Annotated in this window: 17 protein-coding genes; 9 read left to right on the top strand and 8 right to left on the bottom strand. The window is 70.8% G+C overall.

Translation table 11 applies throughout. The features are described from left to right. Position 1 precedes the first annotated feature (1 nt). From OG538_RS14130 to argG, 5 genes are all read left to right on the top strand, one after another. On the top strand, positions 2–409 hold the full coding sequence (locus OG538_RS14130) for a nuclear transport factor 2 family protein (RefSeq protein WP_406093587.1): 408 nt from the start codon (positions 2–4) through the stop codon (positions 407–409). A 41-nt stretch (positions 410–450) separates the two neighbouring features. After that, on the top strand, positions 451–1,377 hold the full coding sequence (locus OG538_RS14135) for a zinc-binding dehydrogenase (RefSeq protein ID WP_406093589.1): 927 nt from the start codon (positions 451–453) through the stop codon (positions 1,375–1,377). Between the two features lie 179 nt (positions 1,378–1,556). Continuing rightward, positions 1,557–2,030 (top strand): carboxymuconolactone decarboxylase family protein, encoded by a 474-nt coding sequence (locus OG538_RS14140; protein ID WP_406093591.1) that lies wholly within the window; start codon positions 1,557–1,559, stop codon positions 2,028–2,030. Between the two features lie 139 nt (positions 2,031–2,169). Next, complete coding sequence (locus OG538_RS14145; RefSeq protein ID WP_406093593.1) at positions 2,170–3,093, top strand: RNA polymerase sigma-70 factor; 924 nt, start codon at positions 2,170–2,172, stop codon at positions 3,091–3,093. A 239-nt stretch (positions 3,094–3,332) separates the two neighbouring features. Then, positions 3,333–4,778: an argininosuccinate synthase gene (gene argG / locus OG538_RS14150; protein WP_406093595.1), complete on the top strand. Its 1,446-nt coding sequence runs from the start codon at positions 3,333–3,335 to the stop codon at positions 4,776–4,778. 136 nt (positions 4,779–4,914) lie between these two features. On the opposite strand, the gene OG538_RS14155 is transcribed toward argG, so the two are convergent. After that, on the bottom strand, positions 4,915–7,065 hold the full coding sequence (locus OG538_RS14155) for a hypothetical protein (RefSeq protein ID WP_406093597.1): 2,151 nt from the start codon (positions 7,063–7,065) through the stop codon (positions 4,915–4,917). A gap of 171 nt (positions 7,066–7,236) precedes the next feature. On the opposite strand from OG538_RS14155, the gene coaA reads away from it, so the two are divergent. Together coaA and OG538_RS14165 are read left to right on the top strand one after the other, a co-directional pair. Then, positions 7,237–8,232, top strand: a complete 996-nt coding sequence (gene coaA, locus OG538_RS14160) for a type I pantothenate kinase (protein WP_406093599.1) — start codon at positions 7,237–7,239, stop codon at positions 8,230–8,232. 27 nt (positions 8,233–8,259) lie between these two features. Continuing rightward, positions 8,260–9,225: a DUF389 domain-containing protein gene (locus OG538_RS14165; RefSeq protein WP_406093601.1), complete on the top strand. Its 966-nt coding sequence runs from the start codon at positions 8,260–8,262 to the stop codon at positions 9,223–9,225. A gap of 169 nt (positions 9,226–9,394) precedes the next feature. Here the strand turns inward: OG538_RS14165 and glmM are convergent, their stop codons facing one another. The 4 genes from glmM to OG538_RS14185 form a co-directional block, all read right to left on the bottom strand. Then, positions 9,395–10,753 (bottom strand): phosphoglucosamine mutase, encoded by a 1,359-nt coding sequence (glmM, locus tag OG538_RS14170; RefSeq protein ID WP_406093603.1) that lies wholly within the window; start codon positions 10,751–10,753, stop codon positions 9,395–9,397. A 166-nt stretch (positions 10,754–10,919) separates the two neighbouring features. Further along, entirely contained in the window at positions 10,920–11,456 is a 537-nt protein-coding gene (gene rpsI, locus OG538_RS14175; RefSeq protein ID WP_406093605.1) for a 30S ribosomal protein S9, read from the bottom strand. Between the two features lie 45 nt (positions 11,457–11,501). Beyond that, a complete protein-coding gene (gene rplM / locus OG538_RS14180) occupies positions 11,502–11,945 on the bottom strand; it encodes a 50S ribosomal protein L13 (RefSeq protein ID WP_266781688.1) in 444 nt (147 codons plus the stop codon). Between the two features lie 797 nt (positions 11,946–12,742). After that, positions 12,743–14,362 (bottom strand): ABC-F family ATP-binding cassette domain-containing protein, encoded by a 1,620-nt coding sequence (locus OG538_RS14185; protein ID WP_406093607.1) that lies wholly within the window; start codon positions 14,360–14,362, stop codon positions 12,743–12,745. Between the two features lie 67 nt (positions 14,363–14,429). Between OG538_RS14185 and OG538_RS14190 the strand changes: the two genes are divergently transcribed. Next, positions 14,430–15,278, top strand: a complete 849-nt coding sequence (locus OG538_RS14190; protein WP_406093609.1) for a hypothetical protein — start codon at positions 14,430–14,432, stop codon at positions 15,276–15,278. Positions 15,279–15,330: 52 nt separating this feature from the next. Continuing rightward, positions 15,331–17,199 (top strand): hypothetical protein, encoded by a 1,869-nt coding sequence (locus tag OG538_RS14195; protein WP_406093611.1) that lies wholly within the window; start codon positions 15,331–15,333, stop codon positions 17,197–17,199. A 22-nt stretch (positions 17,200–17,221) separates the two neighbouring features. On the opposite strand, the gene truA is transcribed toward OG538_RS14195, so the two are convergent. From truA to OG538_RS14210, 3 genes are all read right to left on the bottom strand, one after another. Continuing rightward, positions 17,222–18,076 (bottom strand): tRNA pseudouridine(38-40) synthase TruA, encoded by an 855-nt coding sequence (truA, locus tag OG538_RS14200; RefSeq protein WP_406093613.1) that lies wholly within the window; start codon positions 18,074–18,076, stop codon positions 17,222–17,224. Positions 18,077–18,166: 90 nt separating this feature from the next. Next, on the bottom strand, positions 18,167–18,670 hold the full coding sequence (gene rplQ, locus OG538_RS14205) for a 50S ribosomal protein L17 (RefSeq protein WP_136328425.1): 504 nt from the start codon (positions 18,668–18,670) through the stop codon (positions 18,167–18,169). 202 nt (positions 18,671–18,872) lie between these two features. Next, a complete protein-coding gene (locus tag OG538_RS14210) occupies positions 18,873–19,895 on the bottom strand; it encodes a DNA-directed RNA polymerase subunit alpha (RefSeq protein ID WP_003966937.1) in 1,023 nt (340 codons plus the stop codon). Positions 19,896–19,939 lie beyond the last annotated feature (44 nt).

A 19,939-nucleotide genomic window follows, 5' to 3' on the forward strand; every position in this document is an offset into this window, starting at 1 on the left:
CATGGACACCACCACCCCTGCTCCCAAGGACATCGTCCTCGACTACATGCACACGCTCGTGGCGGGGGACATGGACCGGTTGCGCGCGTTCTTCGACGCCGACGTGACCTGGACCCTCGCCGGAGACCTGCCGGTGTCGGGTACGTGGACCGGGCCGGACGAGATATTCGACGCGTTCGTGGCCCAGATGGTCGCCCGGCTGGTGCCGGAGTCGATGGAGATCGAGTTCGAGGGCGTGATCGCGGAGGGCGAGCGGGTCCTGGCCGAGTGGAACACGCGGGGACTGACGAAGAAGGGGGCCAGGTACGACCAGCACTGCCTGGCCGTCTTCACGGTACGGGGCGGGCGCATCACCTCCGTCCGCGAGCACTTCGACACACTGCACGCCCACACCGTCGTCTTCGCATGAGCCATGTCGTCTTCGCGTGAGCCATGAGGAGGGAACATCCGATGAGAGCAGTGATCCCCACAACCGCCGGCACGGTCCTCCTGAGCGAAGCCCCGGAGCCCGAGCCCGCCGCCGACGAAGCGCTGGTCGCGGTGGAGGCGTACTCCGTCAACCGGGGTGAGACGTTCCAGCTCGACGGACAGCTTGCACGGCGCTGGGCGGGCTGGCGCCCCGGCAAGGACGTCGCGGGCACGGTCGTGCGTGCGGCGGCCGACGGCACGGGCCCGGCGGCAGGCTCCCGTGTGGTGGCCCACCCGCCCGCATACGGCTGGGCCGAGCGCGTCGCGGTCCCGGTCCACAGCATCGCCGCACTCCCGGACAGCATCGACGCGGTGACGGCGGCGGCGCTCCCCCTGGCGGGCATCACCGCGTTGCGCCTGCTCCGGGCGGCCGGCCCCGTGGCGGGGCGGCGGCTGCTGATCACCGGGGCGAGCGGGGGCGTCGGTCACTACCTCACGGAGCTGGCGGCTTCCTCGGGCGCGGCGGTGACGGCGGTCAGCGCGACGCCGGAGCGGGGCGCCGGCCTGCTGGACCTGGGGGCTTCCGCCGTGGTGACGTCACCGGCCGAGGCGCGGGGCCCGTACGACGTCGTCCTGGAATCGGTGGGCGGAGACTCGCTGCCCGCCGCCCTGGCCCGGCTCGCCCCGGGCGGCTTGCTGGTCTGGTTCGGCCAGGCGAGCCGGACCCCGGTGACGCTGGACTTCTTCGACTTCTTCAAGGGCCCGGCCCAGGCCCGTATCGCGCACTTCGACTACACCCGCGCGGACACGGCGTACGCCGACGATCTCACCACCCTGGTGCGGCTGGTGGCGGGCGGGCGTCTCCACCCGGAGATCGGATCGGTGCGGGACTGGTCGCGGACGGCGGACGTCATCGAGGACATCCGGGGGCGTCGGGTCCGGGGAAACGCGGTGCTGACGGTGGGGTGAGGGCGCGCCGCGGAGTGACAGCGCCGGTCCGCCGCGGCCGGCGGCTCTCCGGACATCCGAGTACGGAGCCGGAGGGAACACACAGCACCGTGTCACAGGGCGTCGGGCTGTCTCGTCCCAAGGGGTGCGACGACCTCGCGGTGAGGTCGCCACCACCGACGAGCACGGAGGAGCACACCATGGACGCGCGACTGAACTACTTCGCCGACCCCACCGCCGCGAAGGCCCTCAAGCACCTCATGTCGGCGGGCAAGGCGCTCAAGGAGTCGCCGTTGCCGGCAGCGACGCAGGAGCTGGTGGCCCTGCGGGTGAGCCAGATCAACGGCTGCGCCCTCTGCATCGACATGCACACCAAGGAGGCCGCGGCGGCCGGGGAGACCGCGGTGCGGCTGCACCTGGTGGCGGCGTGGCGCGAGGCGACGGTCTTCACCGAGGCCGAGCGGGCCGCACTGGAGCTGGCGGAGCAGGGGACCAGGGTCGCGGATGCGGCCGGCGGAGTCGATGACGAGGTCTGGGCGCGGGCCGCGAAGCACTACGAGGAGGAGCAGCTCACCGCCCTGGTGGTCCTGGTCGCCTTCATGAACACGGCGAACCGCCTGAACATCATCGCCCGGCAGCCGGCCGGCGACTACGAGGCCGGACAGTTCCACTGAGGGTCCGCCGACGCCCGGGGCCCCTTTGTGCGCCCCGGGCCACCGGGGGTCTTGCAGGGCCCCGCCGACGAACACAGGATCAGTCCGAACGCGCCCGCGCCGGGAACGGCCGGGTGGGCGACCTCGAGGGAGATGCGGCGTGAGCAAGGTCGGGGAGTTCGAGGAACTGCGACCTCTGCTGTTCTCGATCGCCTACCGGATTCTGGGCAGCGTGAGCGAGGCGGAGGACGCGGTACAGGAGACATGGCTGCGCTACGACGGCTCGGCGACCCTTCCCACCTCGGTCAAGGCGTTTCTGTCCACCACGGTGACGCGCGTCTCGATCGACGTGCTGCGCTCCGCACGGGTGCGGCGGGAGGAGTACGTGGGCCCGTGGTTTCCCGAACCGCTGCTCAGCGATCCGTATCAGGATCCGGCGCGCTCGGCGGAGCTGGCCGACTCGGTCTCGATGGCGGCGTTGCTGCTGCTGGAGCGCCTCAGCCCGCTGGAGCGGTCGGTGTTCGTGCTGCGGGAGGTGTTCGGCTTCGGGTTCGACGACATCGCCTCGGCGGCAGGGCGTTCGGAGGCGGCGTGCCGGCAGCTGCTGGTACGGGCACGGCGGCACATGCGGGCCGGGAGGCCGCGGTTCGATGCGGACCGCCAGGAGCGTGAGGAGCTGGCGAGGCGGTTCTTCGACGCCCTCCGCGAAGGAGACCTCGTGGGCCTGCGGGACCTGCTGGCTGCCGACGTACAGATGGTCGGGGACGGCGGCGGCAAGGCCCCCCAGCTGGCCAGGGCCGTCGTCGGCGCCGAGAACGTGGCCCGGCTGCTGGCATCCGTCTTCCCGCTGCTGGCGCGGATCGACGTGACGTTCGAGGCGCACGAGGTCAACGCTCAGCCCGGCGCCGTCTTCCGCGACCGGGACGGCAAGGTGCTCCACACCCTGGCTCTCGACGTGCTCGACGGGCAGATCCAGGCCATCCGTTCGGTGATCAACCCCGACAAGCTCGGCCATCTCGGCCCGGTTGCCGACGCGTGGGGCATCAACGAAGAGGTGAAGCAGGCCCGCCGGGGACTGAAATGACCTCCCGGAGGCGGTGCGAGCGGGCTCGTGGCTCGTGCCGCGAGCCGCGTCCGGGGCCGGCGGCGCCCGGCCCGTCACGCCGTCGCCTCGCCGTGCGCCGGCACGTATCCAGCACCTTCAACCCACCGACGAGCCCTTCCGTCCCCTCATCGCGCCGTACGGGGTGGGATTCCCCGGGGCCCGGAAGCCCGGAGTCCGCTCACGTTGCATGATCATGCGAGATGATGCATAATCTTCCTATGTCTAAGGTCCTCACCTCCCTGCCCACCGGCGAGCGCGTCGGCATCGCCTTCTCGGGCGGCCTCGACACCTCGGTCGCGGTCGCGTGGATGCGCGACAAGGGCGCAGTGCCGTGCACCTACACCGCCGACATCGGTCAGTACGACGAGCCCGACATCGCCTCCGTGCCCGGCCGCGCCAAGGCCTACGGCGCCGAGCTCGCGCGTCTGGTCGACTGCCGCGCGGCGCTCGTCGAGGAGGGGCTGGCCGCGCTCACCTGCGGGGCGTTCCACATCCGCTCGGGCGGGCGGGCGTACTTCAACACCACGCCGCTCGGCCGCGCCGTCACCGGCACGCTCCTGGTGCGGGCGATGCTTGAGGACGACGTCCAGATCTGGGGCGACGGCTCCACGTACAAGGGCAACGACATCGAGCGGTTCTACCGCTACGGTCTGCTCGCCAACCCGCACCTGCGGATCTACAAGCCCTGGCTGGACGCGGACTTCGTGACCGAGCTCGGCGGCCGCAAGGAGATGTCGGAGTGGCTGGTCGCCCATGACCTGCCCTACCGCGACAGCACGGAGAAGGCGTACTCCACCGACGCCAACATCTGGGGCGCCACCCACGAGGCGAAGACCCTGGAGCACCTGAACACCGGTGTGGAGACCGTCGACCCGATCATGGGCGTGAAGTTCTGGGACCCCTCGGTCGAGATCGAGACCGAGGACGTCACGATCGGCTTCGATCAGGGCCGCCCGGTGACGTTCAACGGTGAGAAGTTCGACTCCTCCGTCGACCTGGTGATGAAGGCGAACACCATCGGTGGCCGTCACGGCATGGGCATGTCGGACCAGATCGAGAACCGGATCATCGAGGCCAAGAGCCGCGGCATCTACGAGGCCCCCGGCATGGCCCTGCTGCACGCCGCGTACGAGCGCCTGGTCAACGCGATCCACAACGAGGACACCCTCGCCCAGTACCACAACGAGGGCCGGCGCCTGGGCCGGCTGATGTACGAGGGCCGCTGGCTGGACCCGCAGGCGCTCATGGTGCGCGAGTCGATTCAGCGCTGGGTCGGCACCGCCGTCACCGGCGAGGTGACACTGCGGCTGCGGCGCGGCGAGGACTACTCGATCCTCGACACCACGGGCCCGGCGTTCAGCTACCACCCGGACAAGCTGTCCATGGAGCGCACCGAGGACTCCGCGTTCGGCCCGGTCGACCGGATCGGCCAGCTCACCATGCGCAACCTCGACATCGCCGACTCCCGCGCCAAGCTGGAGCAGTACGCGGGTCTCGGTCTGATCGGCACCGCCAACCCGGCCATCGGTGCGGCCCAGGCCGCCGCGACCGGCCTGATCGGCTCCCTGCCCGAAGGCGGCGCCCAGGCCATCGCCTCCCGCGGCGAGGTCTCCGAGGCCGACGAGATGCTGGACCGCGCCGCGATGGAGTCCGGCACGGACTAGGACACGCTCGTTCGGATCATGCCGGGCTCGCGAGGTCCGGCCTGATCCGGACGAACGGCCCTGGCCAGTACGACGAAGAGAAGGCCGGTCAAGCGCCATGGGCGCCGGACCGGCCTTCTCCGTCAAGCGGCAGGGCTCAGTGCGAGCGCCGCTTCTCCGGCCCGTGCGTCCCGGCCTTCGGCCGGCGTCGCACCAGGATCAGCGCACCGCCCGCGGCCGCGGCCCCTGCGGCGATGCCGAGGGGGAGGAGCATCGGCGCCCCGGTCTCCGACAATTCGCCGCCGTGGTGGCCGTGGTCGCTGGACGTCGGCGCAGGCCACGAAGCCGTGTGCGTCGGCCCGGGGGTGGGGCTGTGCGTGCGGGTGGGACTGTGGGTGGGCCTGGGGCTGTGCGTGCGGGTGGGACTGTGGGTGGGCCTGGGGCTGTGCGTGCGGGTGGGACTGTGAGTGGGCCTGGGGCTGTGCGTGTGCGTGGGCGTCGGGGTGGGGGTCGACGTCGGGGTGGGGGTCGACGCAGTGACCTGGACGGTCGCTTCGTCGGGCGGAGACTTCACGGCACCGCCATTGCCCGTCGCGACCGCGTGGTTCAGCACGCTCCCCCGCTCCACGTCGTCCTCGTCCACCACGTAGGTGCCCGTGCAGGTGGTGCTGTCGCCCGGCGTCCCCTGCTCGGCCAGCGTGGTGGACTCGCAGGTCACGCCGTCGACGAGGTCGTCGTGGATCCGTAGCCCCTCGACCGGGTTGCCGGTGACGTTGCCGACCACATAGCTGTATTCCACCTCGTCCCCGACCTCGTACGGCCGGGAGTCGTCCACCTGCTTGTCGAGGGTCAGACCGACCTTGCCGCCCAGGGGCAGATGCACACGCGACGGCGGGGAGACGACACTCTCGTCACCGCTCCTGCCGAGCGCCTCCGCGGTGTTGGAGATGTAGCCCCGCCCGGCATCGCGACCGGTGACGGTGTACGACGCCGTGCAGGTCATCGTCGCCCCGACGGCCAAGGTGGTGTGGGGGCAGGTCACCGGTCCGACGGTGGGGTCGTCGACGGTGACGTCGGTGAGCTCGGTGCCCCCCGCGTTCGTCACCACGAACTCGTACGGCACCCGTGTCCCCGGCACGATCACCTCCGGCAGCGGATCCGCGATGCTGACCTGCTTCACGAGGTTGAGCTGCGGCAGGGGCTTCAGCGAGCGCGCCGAGAGCGTGCGGATGAGGTGGACGTCGGTGAAGCCGCCCGTCGACGCGGCGAAGCCGAATTTGTACGTGGCGGGGACCGGCTGGGGTGCGGCCGTCTCCAGGACCTGCTGGGCGCCCTGCCCGTCGTGGAAGTCGACGAGGACCGTCAGCATCGGGTCGGGGGCGGGAGTCACGCGTACCGTCACGGTGCGGCGTGAAGCCTCGAGGATCTGCTGAGCCGCGAGGGGTGTCGTCCCCGCAGGAAGGTCCGCGGCGGTGGTCGGCCCGTGCAGAGTGCCGGGCAGGGTGGACGGCCAGGGCCCCGTCGTCGTCAGGTTGCTGGTGGTGGCGGCCAGGAAGCAGTAGCCCTCGGTGCCGTCCCCGGGCCCCCGCACGGTCACCATGTTGCTCCCCGGTCCCGGCACCCGGAATCCGGTACCGGCGGGAGACCGTTGCGCGCAGCCGTTGCCGCGGTGCTCCCAGTCACCGAAGTAGTTCCCCAGGACGTCCATGCCGACGCCCAGGTAGCCGTGGTCCACGCCCGGCAGGAAATCCCGGCCGGGGTCGTCGTCCGGCAGCTTCTGCGCGTAGCCGAGGCTGCCGCCGAACGCTCCGGGGCCGGACAGCTCGGATGCCCCGTCCACCAGGAAGAACGAGATGCCGTCCGCCGGGTGCGCGACCGGCTGCCCGCCGTACTGCCATTGGTCGAAGGAGACTTCCAGCCCTTCGTTCGCGGGCAGCGCCTTGTTGTGGATCACTGCCGAAGACCGGTCGTTACCGGCGTCCGTCAGCTGGAGGTATCCGTAGGGCGCCCCGTTGCGCGGCGGCACGGGCCCCACCGCCCCGTCGGAGCATCCGCCCAGCGGATGCGCCGTGTTCCCCACGGGCGGCTGCTCGGACGCGGCCCCCGTCAGGCAGGCCGGCCCCACCGCCGTGAAGTCGCTGTCCGCGGTCGCCCCGGTGAAGGACTCGTCCACCAGTACGGGCGACACGGCTGCGGCACTGCTGCCCGTGGCGGGCACGGCGCCGGGGAACAGTGAGACCGCCATGACCGCTGCCGTCAGGGCCATCGCTCCGGTCAGGGCCGGAACGCGGCGCGGGCGACGCGGCACAGAATGAGTTCGTAGCATAAATAGGACATTAGGAATTTATTCGGCTGCGGCGATGTGCCACGCCGCAGCCCCGCTTCCGTCGCCCGTATTCGGCCGAACCCCGCCCCCACGTGACCGAGCCCACCCCCCACTCCGTTCGAACTCCCGTCGAACTCCCGCAACAATGAACCCGTGATCACTTCGCCTGCACGGAGCACGAACCGGCGCGCCGAGGCCGCCGCGACGCCGTACGTCGACCTCTCCCGGGCGGAGTGGAGCGCGCTGCGCGACAGGACTCCGCTGCCGCTGACCGCCGACGAGGTGGAGCGGCTGCGCGGGCTCGGTGACGTCATCGACCTCGACGAGGTGCGCGACGTCTACCTGCCGCTCTCCCGCCTCCTCAACCTGTACGTCCAGGCCACCTCCGGGCTGCGCGGCGCCCTGAACACCTTCCTCGGGGATGCGGGGAACGGCCACGGGGCGCAGCGCGGGACCCCGTTCGTCATAGGGGTCGCGGGCAGTGTCGCGGTGGGCAAGTCCACGAGCGCCCGTATCCTCCAGGCACTGCTGGCCCGCTGGCCGGAGCACCCCCGGGTGGAGCTGGTGACCACGGACGGGTTCCTGCTGCCGATGAAGGAGCTCCACGCGCGCGGCCTGATGTCGCGCAAGGGCTTCCCGGAGTCGTACGACCGGCGCGCCCTGACCCGCTTCGTCGCCGACATCAAGGCGGGCAAGGACGAGGTGACGGCCCCCGTCTACTCGCACCTGATCTACGACATCGTGCCGGGCGAGCGGCTCACCGTACGACGTCCGGACGTCCTCATCGTCGAGGGACTGAACGTGCTGCAGCCCGCACTCCCCGGCAAGGACGGCCGCACCCGGGTCGGGCTCGCGGACTACTTCGACTTCAGTGTGTACGTGGACGCGCGGCCCGAGGACATCGAGACCTGGTACCTCAACCGTTTCCGCAAGCTGCGTGCCACGGCGTTCCAGGACCCGTCCTCGTACTTCCGCAAGTACACGCAGGTCTCCGAGGCGGAGGCGATGGAGTACGCGGCGACGATGTGGCGGACCATCAACAAGCCCAATCTGGTGGAGAACGTGGCGCCGACCCGGGGCCGTGCCACCCTGGTGCTCCGCAAGGGCCCCGACCACAAGGTCCAGCGGCTGTCCCTGCGCAAGCTCTGATCCGCCCGAGCCACCCCGAGGAGCGTTGTGCTGCATCTGCGCCTGCTCGTCCCCGCCGACCGTACGGACGAGGTGACGGGCCTGCTGGAGCGGACCGTCGGCACCACCCATCTCGTGGTGCTGCCGGGGGTGGCACGTGATCCGGTCGGCGACATGGTGCTGTGCGACGTGGCGCGCGAGGCCGGCGACGAGCTGATCGCGGCGCTGCGGCGGCTCGGGGTCGACACGTACGGCGCCATCACCGTCGAGAACATGGATCTCACCCTCTCCGCGCGCGCCGACCGGGCCGAAGAGGACGCACCGGGTGAGGGCGCCGACGCGGTGCTGTGGGAAGAGCTCGTGGAGGCCACGCACGACGACTCCACGTTCAGCGCCACGTACGTGGCGTTCCTCTCCGTCGCGACGATGCTGGCCGCCTGCGGTGTGATGCTCGACAACGCGATCCTGATCGTGGGAGCGATGGCCGTGGGACCGGAGTTCGGGCCGCTGGCCGGCATCTCCACGGCTCTGGTGCAGCGCGCCCCGCGCCTGGTGGGGCGGTCGCTGTGGGCACTGATCGGTGGCTTCGCGGCAGCCATGGCGCTGACGGCCGGCTTCGCCTGGCTCATGGACGCCTTCGGCCTGTTCGACAAGGCGATGGTCGAGGCGGACCGGCCCAACACGGCCTTCGTCTGGCAGCCGGACTGGATGTCGTTCGTGGTGGCGTTCCTCGCGGGGATCGCCGGGACGCTGTCCCTGACCTCGGCGAAGTCCGGCGCCCTGATCGGTGTCGCGATCTCGGTGACGACCGTGCCCGCCGCGGCGAACGCGGCGGTGGCGTTCAGCTACAGCGACTACGCCCAGATGACGGGCTCCATCCAGCAGCTGCTGGCGAACCTCGGCGGCATCGTGCTCGCGGGAACGCTCACCCTGCTGGCGCAGAAGGCCCTGTGGCGCACGACCCGCCACCACCAGCGGGCCCACACGAAGCCGAGCAGGCCGGCGGACGCGTAGAGCGACCGGTGGCCGGAGCCCGTCCACGTACCCGCCAACCAGTGACGGAACGGCCATGTCGACGGATCGGCACCCGGCGCCGGGGCGGGACGACCACGAGCACCGGCCCCAGAACGCGGGAGGACCCGGCCCTGGGGCCGGGTCCTCCCGAAAGTCGCGGACGGGCAGGTCAGCCCAGCGCGGACTTCACCACGTCGGCCAGCCGTCCGGCCACCGCGCGCGCCTGCTCGATGTCGGCCGCCTCGACCATGACCCGTACCAGCGGCTCCGTGCCCGACTGGCGCAGCAGCACGCGGCCGGTGGCGCCGAGTTCGCGCTCGGCCTCGGCGACGGCCGCGGCCAGCTCCGGGGAGGTGCCCACGCGGGACTTGTCGACGTCCGGCACGTTGACGAGGACCTGCGGAAGGCGCTGCATCACACCGGCCAGGTCGGCGAGCGTACGTCCGGTGGCGGCGACCCGGGCCGCCAGCATCAGGCCGGTCAGCGTGCCGTCGCCGGTCGTGGCGTGGTCCAGGACGATGACGTGTCCGGACTGCTCGCCGCCCAGGGCGTAGCCCTCGGCCTTCATCGACTCCAGGACGTAGCGGTCACCGACGGCCGTCTGGACGAGCTGGATGCCCTCGCGCTCCATGGCGATCTTGAAGCCGAGGTTCGACATCACGGTGCCGACCACGGTGTCCTTGCGCAGCTGTCCGGCCTCGCGCATGGCGAGGGCCAGCACGGCCAGGATCTGGTCGCCGTCGATCTCCTCACCGTCTCCGTCCACGGCCAGGCAGCGGTCGGCGTCGCCGTCGTGCGCGATGCCGAGGTCGGCGCCGTGCTCGACGACGGCGGCGCGGAGCAGTGCCAGGTGCGTGGAGCCGCAGCCGTCGTTGATGTTCAGGCCGTCCGGCTCGGCACCGATCGTGACGACCTCGGCCCCGGCGCGCGCGAAGGCCTCGGGCGAGACGTGGGCGGCGGCGCCGTGTGCCTCGTCCAGGACGACCTTCAGGCCGTCGAGCCGGTTGGGCAGGACCCCGATGAGGTGGGCGACGTAACGGTCGAAGCCCTCGACGTAGTCGCTGACCCGTCCGACGCCGGCACCGGTGGGGCGGGCCCACGGCTCGCCGGTGCGGTGCTGCTCGTAGACCGTCTCGATGCGGTCCTCCAGCTCGTCGGCGAGCTTGTGGCCGCCGCGGGCGAAGAACTTGACACCGTTGTCCGGCATGGCGTTGTGGCTGGCGGAGAGCATCACGCCGATGTCGGCGCCCAGGGCACCGGTGAGGTAGGCCACGGCCGGGGTCGGCAGCACGCCGACGCGCAGGACGTCGACGCCCGCGCTGGCGAGACCGGCCACCACGGCGGCCTCCAGGAACTCTCCGGAGGCCCGGGGATCGCGGCCGACGACGGCCGTCGGCCGATGACCCTCGAAGGTCCCTGCCTCGGCCAGTACGTGCGCCGCCGCGACCGAGAGACCGAGCGCGAGCTCGGCCGTCAGGTCCGCATTGGCGACGCCGCGCACGCCGTCCGTGCCGAAGAGTCGTCCCACTGGTGTCCTCCGAAGGTGCTCCGAAACGCAAAAATGTCAGACTAAGTCAGCAACAAGCCTATGAACGCCTTATGCCGTTATATGCCCGAGGCTGTCAATAAACGAACGCCCCGGCAGCACGAGGTGTGCCGCCGGGGCGAACGTGTAACGCGGTTGAGCAGGCGGTTTAGCGCTTGCTGTACTGCGGGGCCTTACGGGCCTTCTTGAGACCGGCCTTCTTGCGCTCGACCGCACGGTCGTCACGGCAGAGGAAGCCGGCCTTCTTCAGCGTGGCGCGGTTGTTGTCCACGTCCGCCTCGTTCAGCGAGCGGGCCACACCGAGGCGCAGGGCGCCGGCCTGACCGGAGACGCCGCCACCCGAGATGCGGGCGATGACGTCGTAGCGGCCGTCGAGCTCGAGCACCTTGAAGGGCTCGTTGACTTCCTGCTGGTGCACCTTGTTGGGGAAGTAGTCCTCAAGGGTGCGACCGTTGATCTTCCACTTGCCGGTGCCCGGAACGATCCGGACGCGGGCGATGGCGTTCTTGCGACGGCCCAGGCCGGCCGCCGGCTGCGGGTCGCCGAAGCGGCCCGCGAGCGACTCGGAGGTGTACTCACCCTCGACGGGGACCTCCGACTCGAAGGTGGTCACCTCGGCGAAGGTCTCTTCGCCCTCGTTGACCTCGGTGCCCTCGACGGGCGTCTCTGCAGTGGTCTCGGCCACGATTCTCCTCAGATCTTTCTTTACGTCTTTGGGGGGAGGCCGGAACTACTGCGCGACCTGGGTGATCTCGTACGGGACCGGCTGCTGCGCAGCGTGCGGGTGCTGGTCGCCCGCGTAGACCTTCAGCTTCGAGATCATCTGACGGCCCAGGGTGTTCTTGGGGATCATGCCCTTGATGGCCTTCTCGACGGCCTTCTCGGGGTTCTTCGCGAGCAGCTCGTCGTAACGAACCGAACGAAGACCGCCCGGGAACCCGGAGTGGCGGTACGCCATCTTCTGGGTCTTCTTGTTGCCGGACAGGTGAACCTTGTCCGCGTTGATGATGATGACGAAGTCGCCCATGTCCATGTGGGGGGCGTAAATCGCCTTGTGCTTGCCTCGGAGGAGGTTCGCAGCCGTCGTGGCCAGACGGCCCAGGACGATGTCCTCGGCGTCAATGATGTGCCACTGGCGAGTGACATCGCCGGGCTTGGGGCTGTACGTACGCACTTCGTAGCCTTCGCTTCTTCAGTGGATGGGGTCCAGACACACGGCACCTCTGAAGCGATCATGCAGCTGGGGCTCACAATGCCGGGGACGCTGCCCGTATGCGAGCCACTGGTAACTGCTCCAGGGAACCTACGTAAGGGCCCTTCGCGTGAGAACGACGAAGCCAATACGTATAACAATCCCCGACAGTACCCGCCCCGCCCCGGACGGGTCAAAACGGGGCCCTTGGGCGGGCGGCGGCGGGGTTCTGACCTTGCCCCGGTCCGGGGCGGGGGTTCTGTCCTCAATCGCCGGACGGGCTTGGTGTGGTGCGGGTGCCCCGCAGGGGCGCTTCGGCCCGGTGGTGGGGGTCCGTGGCCCCTCCGGGGCGTCTCCTCGAACGACGAACGTTCCGCGGGTACGCAGCGGACCCGGGTCGATGTTCGTCGTCCTGCGGGGACTCCCCTGCACGGCCCCGGACCGGCCGCCCTGCGTCTGCGGCAGTCGTACGGCCGGTGTGCACACGCGAGTGATGCAGGGTGGGGCCGTGCAGGGCAGTCCCCGCAAGAAATGGCGTACGACCCGGGTCCCCCACGTGACCGGGTGCACACGCCATTTTTGAGGAGTCTGCCCGGAGGGGCACCACCCCCACCCACCCGACGTGGCGCACCCCGCGGGGACCCCGCACTCAAGCCCGTCCGGCGATTGAGGACGGAACCCCGAGCCCCGGACAGCGGCGCACCCCGCGGAGCAACCCGCACCCCGGACCCCGGACAACGGCGCACCCGCAGGGACCCGCACCCCGCGGGGTCCCCCCGCTACCGCGCTCGTTCCACCCGCCGCTCGTCCCACACCGGCTCCGTCGTCTCCCGTACGAAACCGTCCGAGCCGAACACCAGGTACCGGTCGAAGGACTTCGCGAACCACCGGTCGTGCGTGACGGCCATCACCGTCCCGTCGTACACCTCAAGGCCGTCCTGGAGCGCCTCGGCCGACTCCAGGTCCAGGTTGTCGGTCGGCTCGTCCAGCAGCAGCGCGGTCGTGCCGGCCAGCTCCAGGAGCAGGATCTGGAAGCGGGCCTGCTGGCCGCCGGACAGCTTCTCGAACGGCTGGTCGCCCTGCCGCTCCAGCTCGTAGCGGCGCAGGACGGACATGGCGCCGCCCCGGTCCTTGGCCTGCTCCGTCCACAGGATCTCGACGAGCGTCTTGCCCAGCAGCTCCGGATGGGCGTGGGTCTGCGCGAAGTGTCCGGGCACCACCCTCGCCCCGAGCTTCCACTCCCCCGTGTGCGCCACCGGCTCGCCCGCCAGAAGCCGCAGGAAGTGCGACTTGCCCGACCCGTTGGAGCCGAGGACGGCGACCCGTTCCCCGTAGTAGATCTCCAGGTCGAACGGCTTCATCAGACCGGTCAGCTCCAGGTTCGTGCAGGTCACCGCCCGCACCCCGGTCCGACCGCCGCGCAGCCGCATCTTGATGTCCTGCTCGCGCGGCGGCTCCGGGGGCGGTCCGGCGTCCTCGAACTTCTTGAAGCGGGTCTGCATCGCGTGGTAGCGGTTTGCCATGTCCGGGCTGTTCGCCGCCTGCTGCCGCATCCGCAGGACGAGGGCCTTCAGCCGGGCGTGCTCCTCCTCCCAGCGGCGCAGCAGTTCCTCGAAGCGCGCGAACCGCTCCTTGCGGGCCTGGTGGTACGTGGCGAATCCGCCACCGTGCACCCAGACGTCACTGCCCGCCGGGCTGGGCTCCACGCTGACGATCTTCTCCGCGGCCCGGGAGAGCAGCTCCCGGTCGTGGGAGACGAACAGGACCGTCTTACGGGTCTCCCTCAGCTTCTCCTCCAGCCACCGCTTGCCGGGGACATCCAGGTAGTTGTCCGGCTCGTCGAGGAGCAGCACCTCGTCCGGCCCCCGCAGCAGCGCCTCCAGCACCAGCCGCTTCTGCTCACCACCGGACAGTGTGCGCACCTCGCGCCACTGCGCCTTCTCGTACGGGACACCGAGCGCCGCCATGGTGCACATGTCCCAGACCGTCTCGGCCTCGTACCCGCGCACCTCCGCCCAGTCGCTCAGCGCCTGCGCGTACGCCATCTGCGCGGCCTCGTCGTCGGTGGTGAGGATCAGCTCCTCGGCCCGGTCGACGGCGCCGGCGGCTTCGCGGATGCGGGGCTGGGCGACGGACACGAGCAGGTCGCGCACCGTGCGCTCGTCACGCACCGAGCCGACGAACTGCTGCATCACGCCGAGCCCGCCACTCACCGAGACCGAACCGCCGTGCGGCTGGAGCTCCCCGGCGAGCAGCCGCAGCAGCGTGGTCTTGCCGGCACCGTTCGCCCCGACGAGGGCGACCACGGCGCCGTCCGCCACGCGGAACGAAGCATCGCCGAGCAGCACCCGCCCGTCCGGTAGGTAGTACTCGAGATGGCCTGCTTCAAGATGTCCCATGCACAGCATTGTCACGGCCCGCGAAGCCCTGGCCCAACCGGTTTAGGTTCCGTCTAGGATTCGGCGCATGAGCTTTGGGCAAGGGGGGCCCTCCTGGGGGCCAGGGGACACCGGTACTCCGGACTGGGCGGCGCTGGCAGAGGCATCGGCGGCACGCGCCAGGCGCAAGAAGTGGCTGATGATCGGCGGGGGTGCGCTGGCCACCGCGGCGGTCGCGGCGATCGTGGCGACGGCGGTCATCTCGACCAACAAGGACGACCCCGACGGCTCGTCCGGGAAGAACGCGAGCCAGCTGCCCTCGGCGACCGATCTGCCGAGCGAGACGGCACAGCCGGAGCCGTCGTTCTCGTCGGTGGCCCCGCTGCCGCCGCCGGACCCCAAGGACTACATATCCGACGTGAAGAAGGACCGGGCGCCCGTCACCGTCGACGCCTTCTTCCCCGGGAAGAAGCTGACGATGGGCGACCGCGTCTACTTCAAGGGCGCGACGCACCACACCACGAAGTGCGCCACGACCACCCAGGGCGCGCTGGGCGCGATCCTCACGAACAACGGCTGCGACCAGGTCATCCGGGCCACGTACAGCCGTAGCGGTGTGGCCGTGACCATAGGCCTCGCGGTGTTCGAGACGGAGGCCCGGGCGAAGAAGGCGGCCCAGCAGGCCAGCGGCGGCATCGCCTCGCTCAGCGGCTCCGGCGTCCCGACGTTCTGCCGCGCCGGTTCCGTCTGCCGCCGCACGGCCAACTCCTACGGCCGGTATGCCTACTTCGCGATAAGCGGCTTCACCAACGGCAAGAACGTGACGAAGACCGACAAGAACGTGTACGCCGTCGGCGACGACCTGACGGACTTCACCTTCCGCCAGATCCGCCGGCGCGGCGAAGCCCAGGCCTCGGCCGCCGCCACCGCCCCCTGACCCGTCCGCCCCTCCGTTCAGTCACCTCTCCCGGATGCGGAGAACCGCTGCTGTGCGTCTCGTCTTCCTGGTCTCCTTCCTGCGCATCCTGCGCCACCGCGACGCCGTCGGCGCCGACTTGGCGCCCGACGAGGCCGTGGCCCTGGACCCGCCGGACGCACCGCTGCGCGCCGCCCTCACCGCGGCGACGGCCGGCGACCACGCCCCGGCGGCGGAGCTCCTGGCCTCGACGCGGGTGCACGGCCAGTGGGAGCGCAGGGACGCGTACGTGAGCCGGCTCGCCAGGACCGCGCTGCACCACGACGGCTGGCTGGACACCTGGGTGGCGGAGTCCCCCGAGGACCCCGACGCCCTTCTCGTCGTCGCCGACCTCCATCTCCACCAGGCGTGGAAGGTGCGCACGAGCGCCCGCGCCAAGGACGTCGAACGGGACCAGTTCCAGGCCTTCTTCGCCCTCCTGGAGGACGCCGTGCCGGCGATCGGCGCCGCGGCCGAACTCAACCCCGCCGACCCCGTCCCCTGGCGCATCGCGCTGACCCACGCCCGAGGCATGCAGGCCCCGCGCGAGGTCTTCGACGCGTATCTCGCCGAGGCCGAGGCCCGCGACCCGCACCACTTCGGGTGTCACGCGCAGGCGCTGCAGTACCTGTGCGCCAAGTGGTACGGCTCGCACGAGGAGATGTTCCGGTACGCGGAACGGGCGGCCGCCTCCGCCCCGCCGGGCTCCAGGCTGCACGCGTTGCCGCTCCAGGCGGCGCTGGAGTACCGGCTGTCCGAGGCCGACGAGCCCGAGGGCCCCGACCCGTACGGGCCCAAGGTCGACGCGGCCATCACCCGGGCGCTCAGCCTCTCCGACACCTACGACGGGGCGGGCGACCGGGAGGCGGCCGGATTCCGCAACGAACTGGCCCTGCTGCTGATCATGTCGGACCGGCCGGCCGAAGCCCTCGACGTGTTCCGGGCCATCGGAGTCCACGCCACCGAGTACCCGTGGAACCGGCTCGGCGACGCCCGTACCGAGTTCCTCGAAGCCCGGTCCGACGTCCGGCTCGACCTCGCGTCGCAGATCCCGTTCTTCGGCCGCCCGCCGGAGCCGCCCGCGACGGCCCCCGACTGGGCGGCCCTCACCCCGCGCGCGCTCGCGATCGTCCCCGCAGCCCCGGCCGTCGTGGCCCAGGCGGCTCTGATCTGCGGTTTCTCGCTGCGTACCGCCCCAGCGGGCGAGGGCTACAGCTATGTCGAGGTGGTCCCCGAGGCCGCCCGCGGCCGACGCGCGGCGCTGCTCCCCGAGGAGCCTCTGACCGCGGCGGCGGAGACCTTCACGACCGGAGAGAGCTGGCCCGCCCTGATCCTGCACCGCACCCCCGAGCGCTGCACCGTCACCGCTCTCCACCAGGGCCGGCAGATCGCGAAGCACACCTGGGACGCCGAGTCCCCTGCCCCCGACCACGCCGAGGTGCAGGCCGTCGCCGGAGACCTCGCCCGTCTGTACCGGGTGGCGGACCCGCGGCCCCTGGCCCACATCCTGCGCGCCACCGGCGACCCGGTCCGCCATCAGTCCGAGCTGGTGACCGCCCTCGGTCTGCCGCCCGTCCCGCCCGGCTTCGGCGGGGACACCGAGATCCTCGGCGACATCCCCGGAGCCCGGGTGCAGGCCCGCCGCTCCGTCCTGGCGGGGATGCGCGACACGATGACGGCGAGCACGGGCAGCCACCCGCCCGACCCTCACGACGGCACCCCGCGAACGGGCCGCTGGTGGCTGACCCGTGCGGCCGCCCTGGTGGTCGTCGGCGCGGCAGCGGTCTTCGCCTGGTGGAGCCCGCGGATCGGCTGGTTCCGCTCCTCGCTGCTGAGCGGCGCCGCACTGTACCTGGCGGGCACCCTCACGGCCGCGCTGCACCGCCGTCGACGTACGGCCTGACGACGCCCGCCCTGCCGGGCCGTCAGCAGCAACCGGCTCCCGGAAGGGTGCGCACGTTACGCGCCTCCACCGCCCGGGCCGCAAGCAACTCATCGGCTGGGTAAGCGACTTCCTCCAGCGTCAGCCCGTGCGGCCGCACCACGTGCACCCCGGGATCGCGCACCCGGGCGGCGAGGACCTCAGCCGGCCACGGGTACGGGCGGCGCCCGTCGCCCACGAACAGCATCGCCCCCACCAGCGCCCGCACCATGTTGTGGCAGAAGGCATCGGCCTGCACGGTCCCGGTGATGATCCCGGACGCCTCGTCACGGACCCAACTCAGCTTCTGCAGCGTGCGGATGGTCGTCGCGCCCTCCCGCTTCTTGCAGTACGCGGCGAAGTCGTGCTCCCCGGTCATGCGCGCCGCCGCCGCGTTCATCGCGTCGAGGTCCAACTCCCGGTCATGCCACAGCACATGACCGCGCACCAGCGGATCGACCCCGCCCGGCCCGTCCGACACCCGGTACGCGTACCGGCGCCACAGGGCGGAGAAGCGCGCGTTGAACCCGTCCGGCGCCTCCTCGATCCGCCGGATCCGCACGTCGGGCGCCATCCGGCCGGCCATCCGCCGCAGCAGCATCGACGCGTGTTCCGCCCACACCTCGGCGGGCAGGTCCACGTGCGCGACCTGGCCCCGGGCGTGCACACCGGCGTCGGTACGCCCCGCCACGGTCAGGTCGTAGGTGCGCGAGGAGCGGGTCACGGTCCTCAGCGCATCCTCGATCTCACCCTGGACGGTCCGCCGGCCGGTCTGCTTCGCCCAGCCCGAGAAGTCCTTGCCGTCATAGGCCAGGTCCAGCCGCACCCGTACAAAGCCGGGCTCCACCACGTCACTCACACCAGCGGTCCTCTCAAGATCCGTACACAGCGAAACGGGCCCGCACCGCCCCGAAGGGTGATGCGGGCCCGTCCAGAGGTCTCAGAACGCTCAGGCGTCCTTGGACTCCTCGTCGGCCTCGGCCGGCTTGGCGTCCTCGACGGACTCGACCGGGGTCTCGTCCTTCTTGAGGGCGTCTTCCTTGACCGCACGCTTCGTGGCGGCCTCGGCCTCACCGGTCGCGGCCTGCGCCACGGTCAGGGCCTCGACCAGCTCGATGACGGCCATCGGGGCGTTGTCGCCACGACGGTTGCCGATCTTGGTGATGCGGGTGTAACCACCGGGGCGGTTCTCGTACCGCGGGGCGATCTCGGTGAAGAGCGTGTGCACGATGCCCTTGTCCGTGATCGACTGCAGCACCAGGCGACGGTTGTGGATGTCGCCCTTCTTCGCCTTGGTGATGAAACGCTCGGCGACCGGACGCAGGCGGCGGGCCTTGGCCTCGGTCGTGGTGATGCGGCCGTGCTCGAACAGCGACTTCGCAAGGTTGTTGAGAAGAAGCTTCTCGTGCGCAGCGCTGCCGCCCAGACGGGCACCCTTGGCGGGCTGAGGCATGGTTTTCTCCTTGTGTGCTGCACCGGCCGTATCAGGTACCGGTGTCAGTTCCCGTGCGGCGGTCGCCACACGGAAGTGTGCGTGGGCCGTCCGGACCCGACATCAGGCCTCAGCCCGAGATCAAGCCCGTCCGGCCATTGAGGACAAGGTCCTCGTCCGGACCGGGGCACCCGGCGAACCGGGCACCCCCGCCGGAGGCGGATCAGTACTGCTCGGTCTCCACGAAGCCGGCATCCGCGTCGTCGTCCGCGCCGAACGCGTCCGCAGCCGCGGTCGGGTCGAAGCCGGGAGGCGAGTCCTTCAGCGCCAGGCCCATACCGGCCAGCTTCGCCTTGACCTCGTCGATCGACTTCGCACCGAAGTTGCGGATGTCGAGCAGGTCCGCCTCGGAGCGGGCCACGAGCTCGCCGACCGAGTGGATGCCCTCGCGCTTGAGGCAGTTGTACGAGCGGACCGTGAGCTCCAGCTCCTCGATCGGCAGCGCCAGATCGGCAGCGAGTGCGGCGTCCGTCGGCGACGGGCCCATGTCGATGCCCTCGGCGTCGATGTTGAGCTCGCGCGCCAGACCGAACAGCTCGACCAGGGTCTTACCGGCCGACGCCATGGCGTCACGGGGACGCATGGCCTGCTTGGTCTCGACGTCGACGATCAGCTTGTCGAAGTCGGTGCGCTGCTCGACACGGGTCGCCTCGACCTTGTACGTGACCTTGAGCACCGGCGAGTAGATGGAGTCGACCGGAATCCGGCCGATCTCCTGGCCGACCTGCTTGTTCTGGACGGCGGAGACGTAGCCGCGACCGCGCTCGACGGTCAGCTCCATCTCCAGCTTGCCCTTGCCGTTCAGCGTCGCCAGGACGAGGTCCGGGTTGTGGACCTCGACACCGGCCGGCGGGGCGATGTCAGCAGCGGTGACCAGGCCGGGACCCTGCTTGCGCAGGTACATCACGACCGGCTCGTCGTGCTCCGAGGAGACGACCAGCTGCTTGATGTTGAGGATGAGGTCGGTCACGTCCTCCTTGACGCCCGGCACGGTGGTGAACTCGTGCAGGACACCGTCGATACGGATGCTGGTGACAGCGGCACCCGGGATCGAGGAGAGGAGCGTGCGGCGCAGGGAGTTGCCGAGCGTGTAGCCGAAGCCCGGCTCCAGCGGCTCGATGACGAACCGCGAGCGGAACTCGTCAACGACCTCTTCGGTCAGCGACGGACGCTGAGCGATAAGCATGTGTGAATCCTTCAGTCGTGGGCGCCCACTATTTGACACCCGAC

The organism is Streptomyces sp. NBC_01013, from assembly GCF_045162765.1.
Taxonomy (GTDB): Bacteria; Actinomycetota; Actinomycetes; order Streptomycetales; family Streptomycetaceae; genus Streptomyces.

What these genes read in the sequence shown, in the direction of transcription:
- argG (WP_406093595.1), top strand. Translation starts at nt 3,333, where the DNA reads ATGTCTAAGGTCCTCACCTCCCTGCCCACCGGCGAGCGCGTCGGCATC.
- OG538_RS14140 (WP_406093591.1), top strand. Translation starts at nt 1,557, where the DNA reads ATGGACGCGCGACTGAACTACTTCGCCGACCCCACCGCCGCGAAGGCC.
- OG538_RS14185 (WP_406093607.1), bottom strand. Translation starts at nt 14,362, where the DNA reads ATGGGACATCTTGAAGCAGGCCATCTCGAGTACTACCTACCGGACGGG.
- rplQ (WP_136328425.1), bottom strand. Translation starts at nt 18,670, where the DNA reads ATGCCTCAGCCCGCCAAGGGTGCCCGTCTGGGCGGCAGCGCTGCGCAC.
- OG538_RS14190 (WP_406093609.1), top strand. Translation starts at nt 14,430, where the DNA reads ATGAGCTTTGGGCAAGGGGGGCCCTCCTGGGGGCCAGGGGACACCGGT.
- OG538_RS14130 (WP_406093587.1), top strand. Translation starts at nt 2, where the DNA reads ATGGACACCACCACCCCTGCTCCCAAGGACATCGTCCTCGACTACATG.
- OG538_RS14135 (WP_406093589.1), top strand. Translation starts at nt 451, where the DNA reads ATGAGAGCAGTGATCCCCACAACCGCCGGCACGGTCCTCCTGAGCGAA.
- OG538_RS14210 (WP_003966937.1), bottom strand. Translation starts at nt 19,895, where the DNA reads ATGCTTATCGCTCAGCGTCCGTCGCTGACCGAAGAGGTCGTTGACGAG.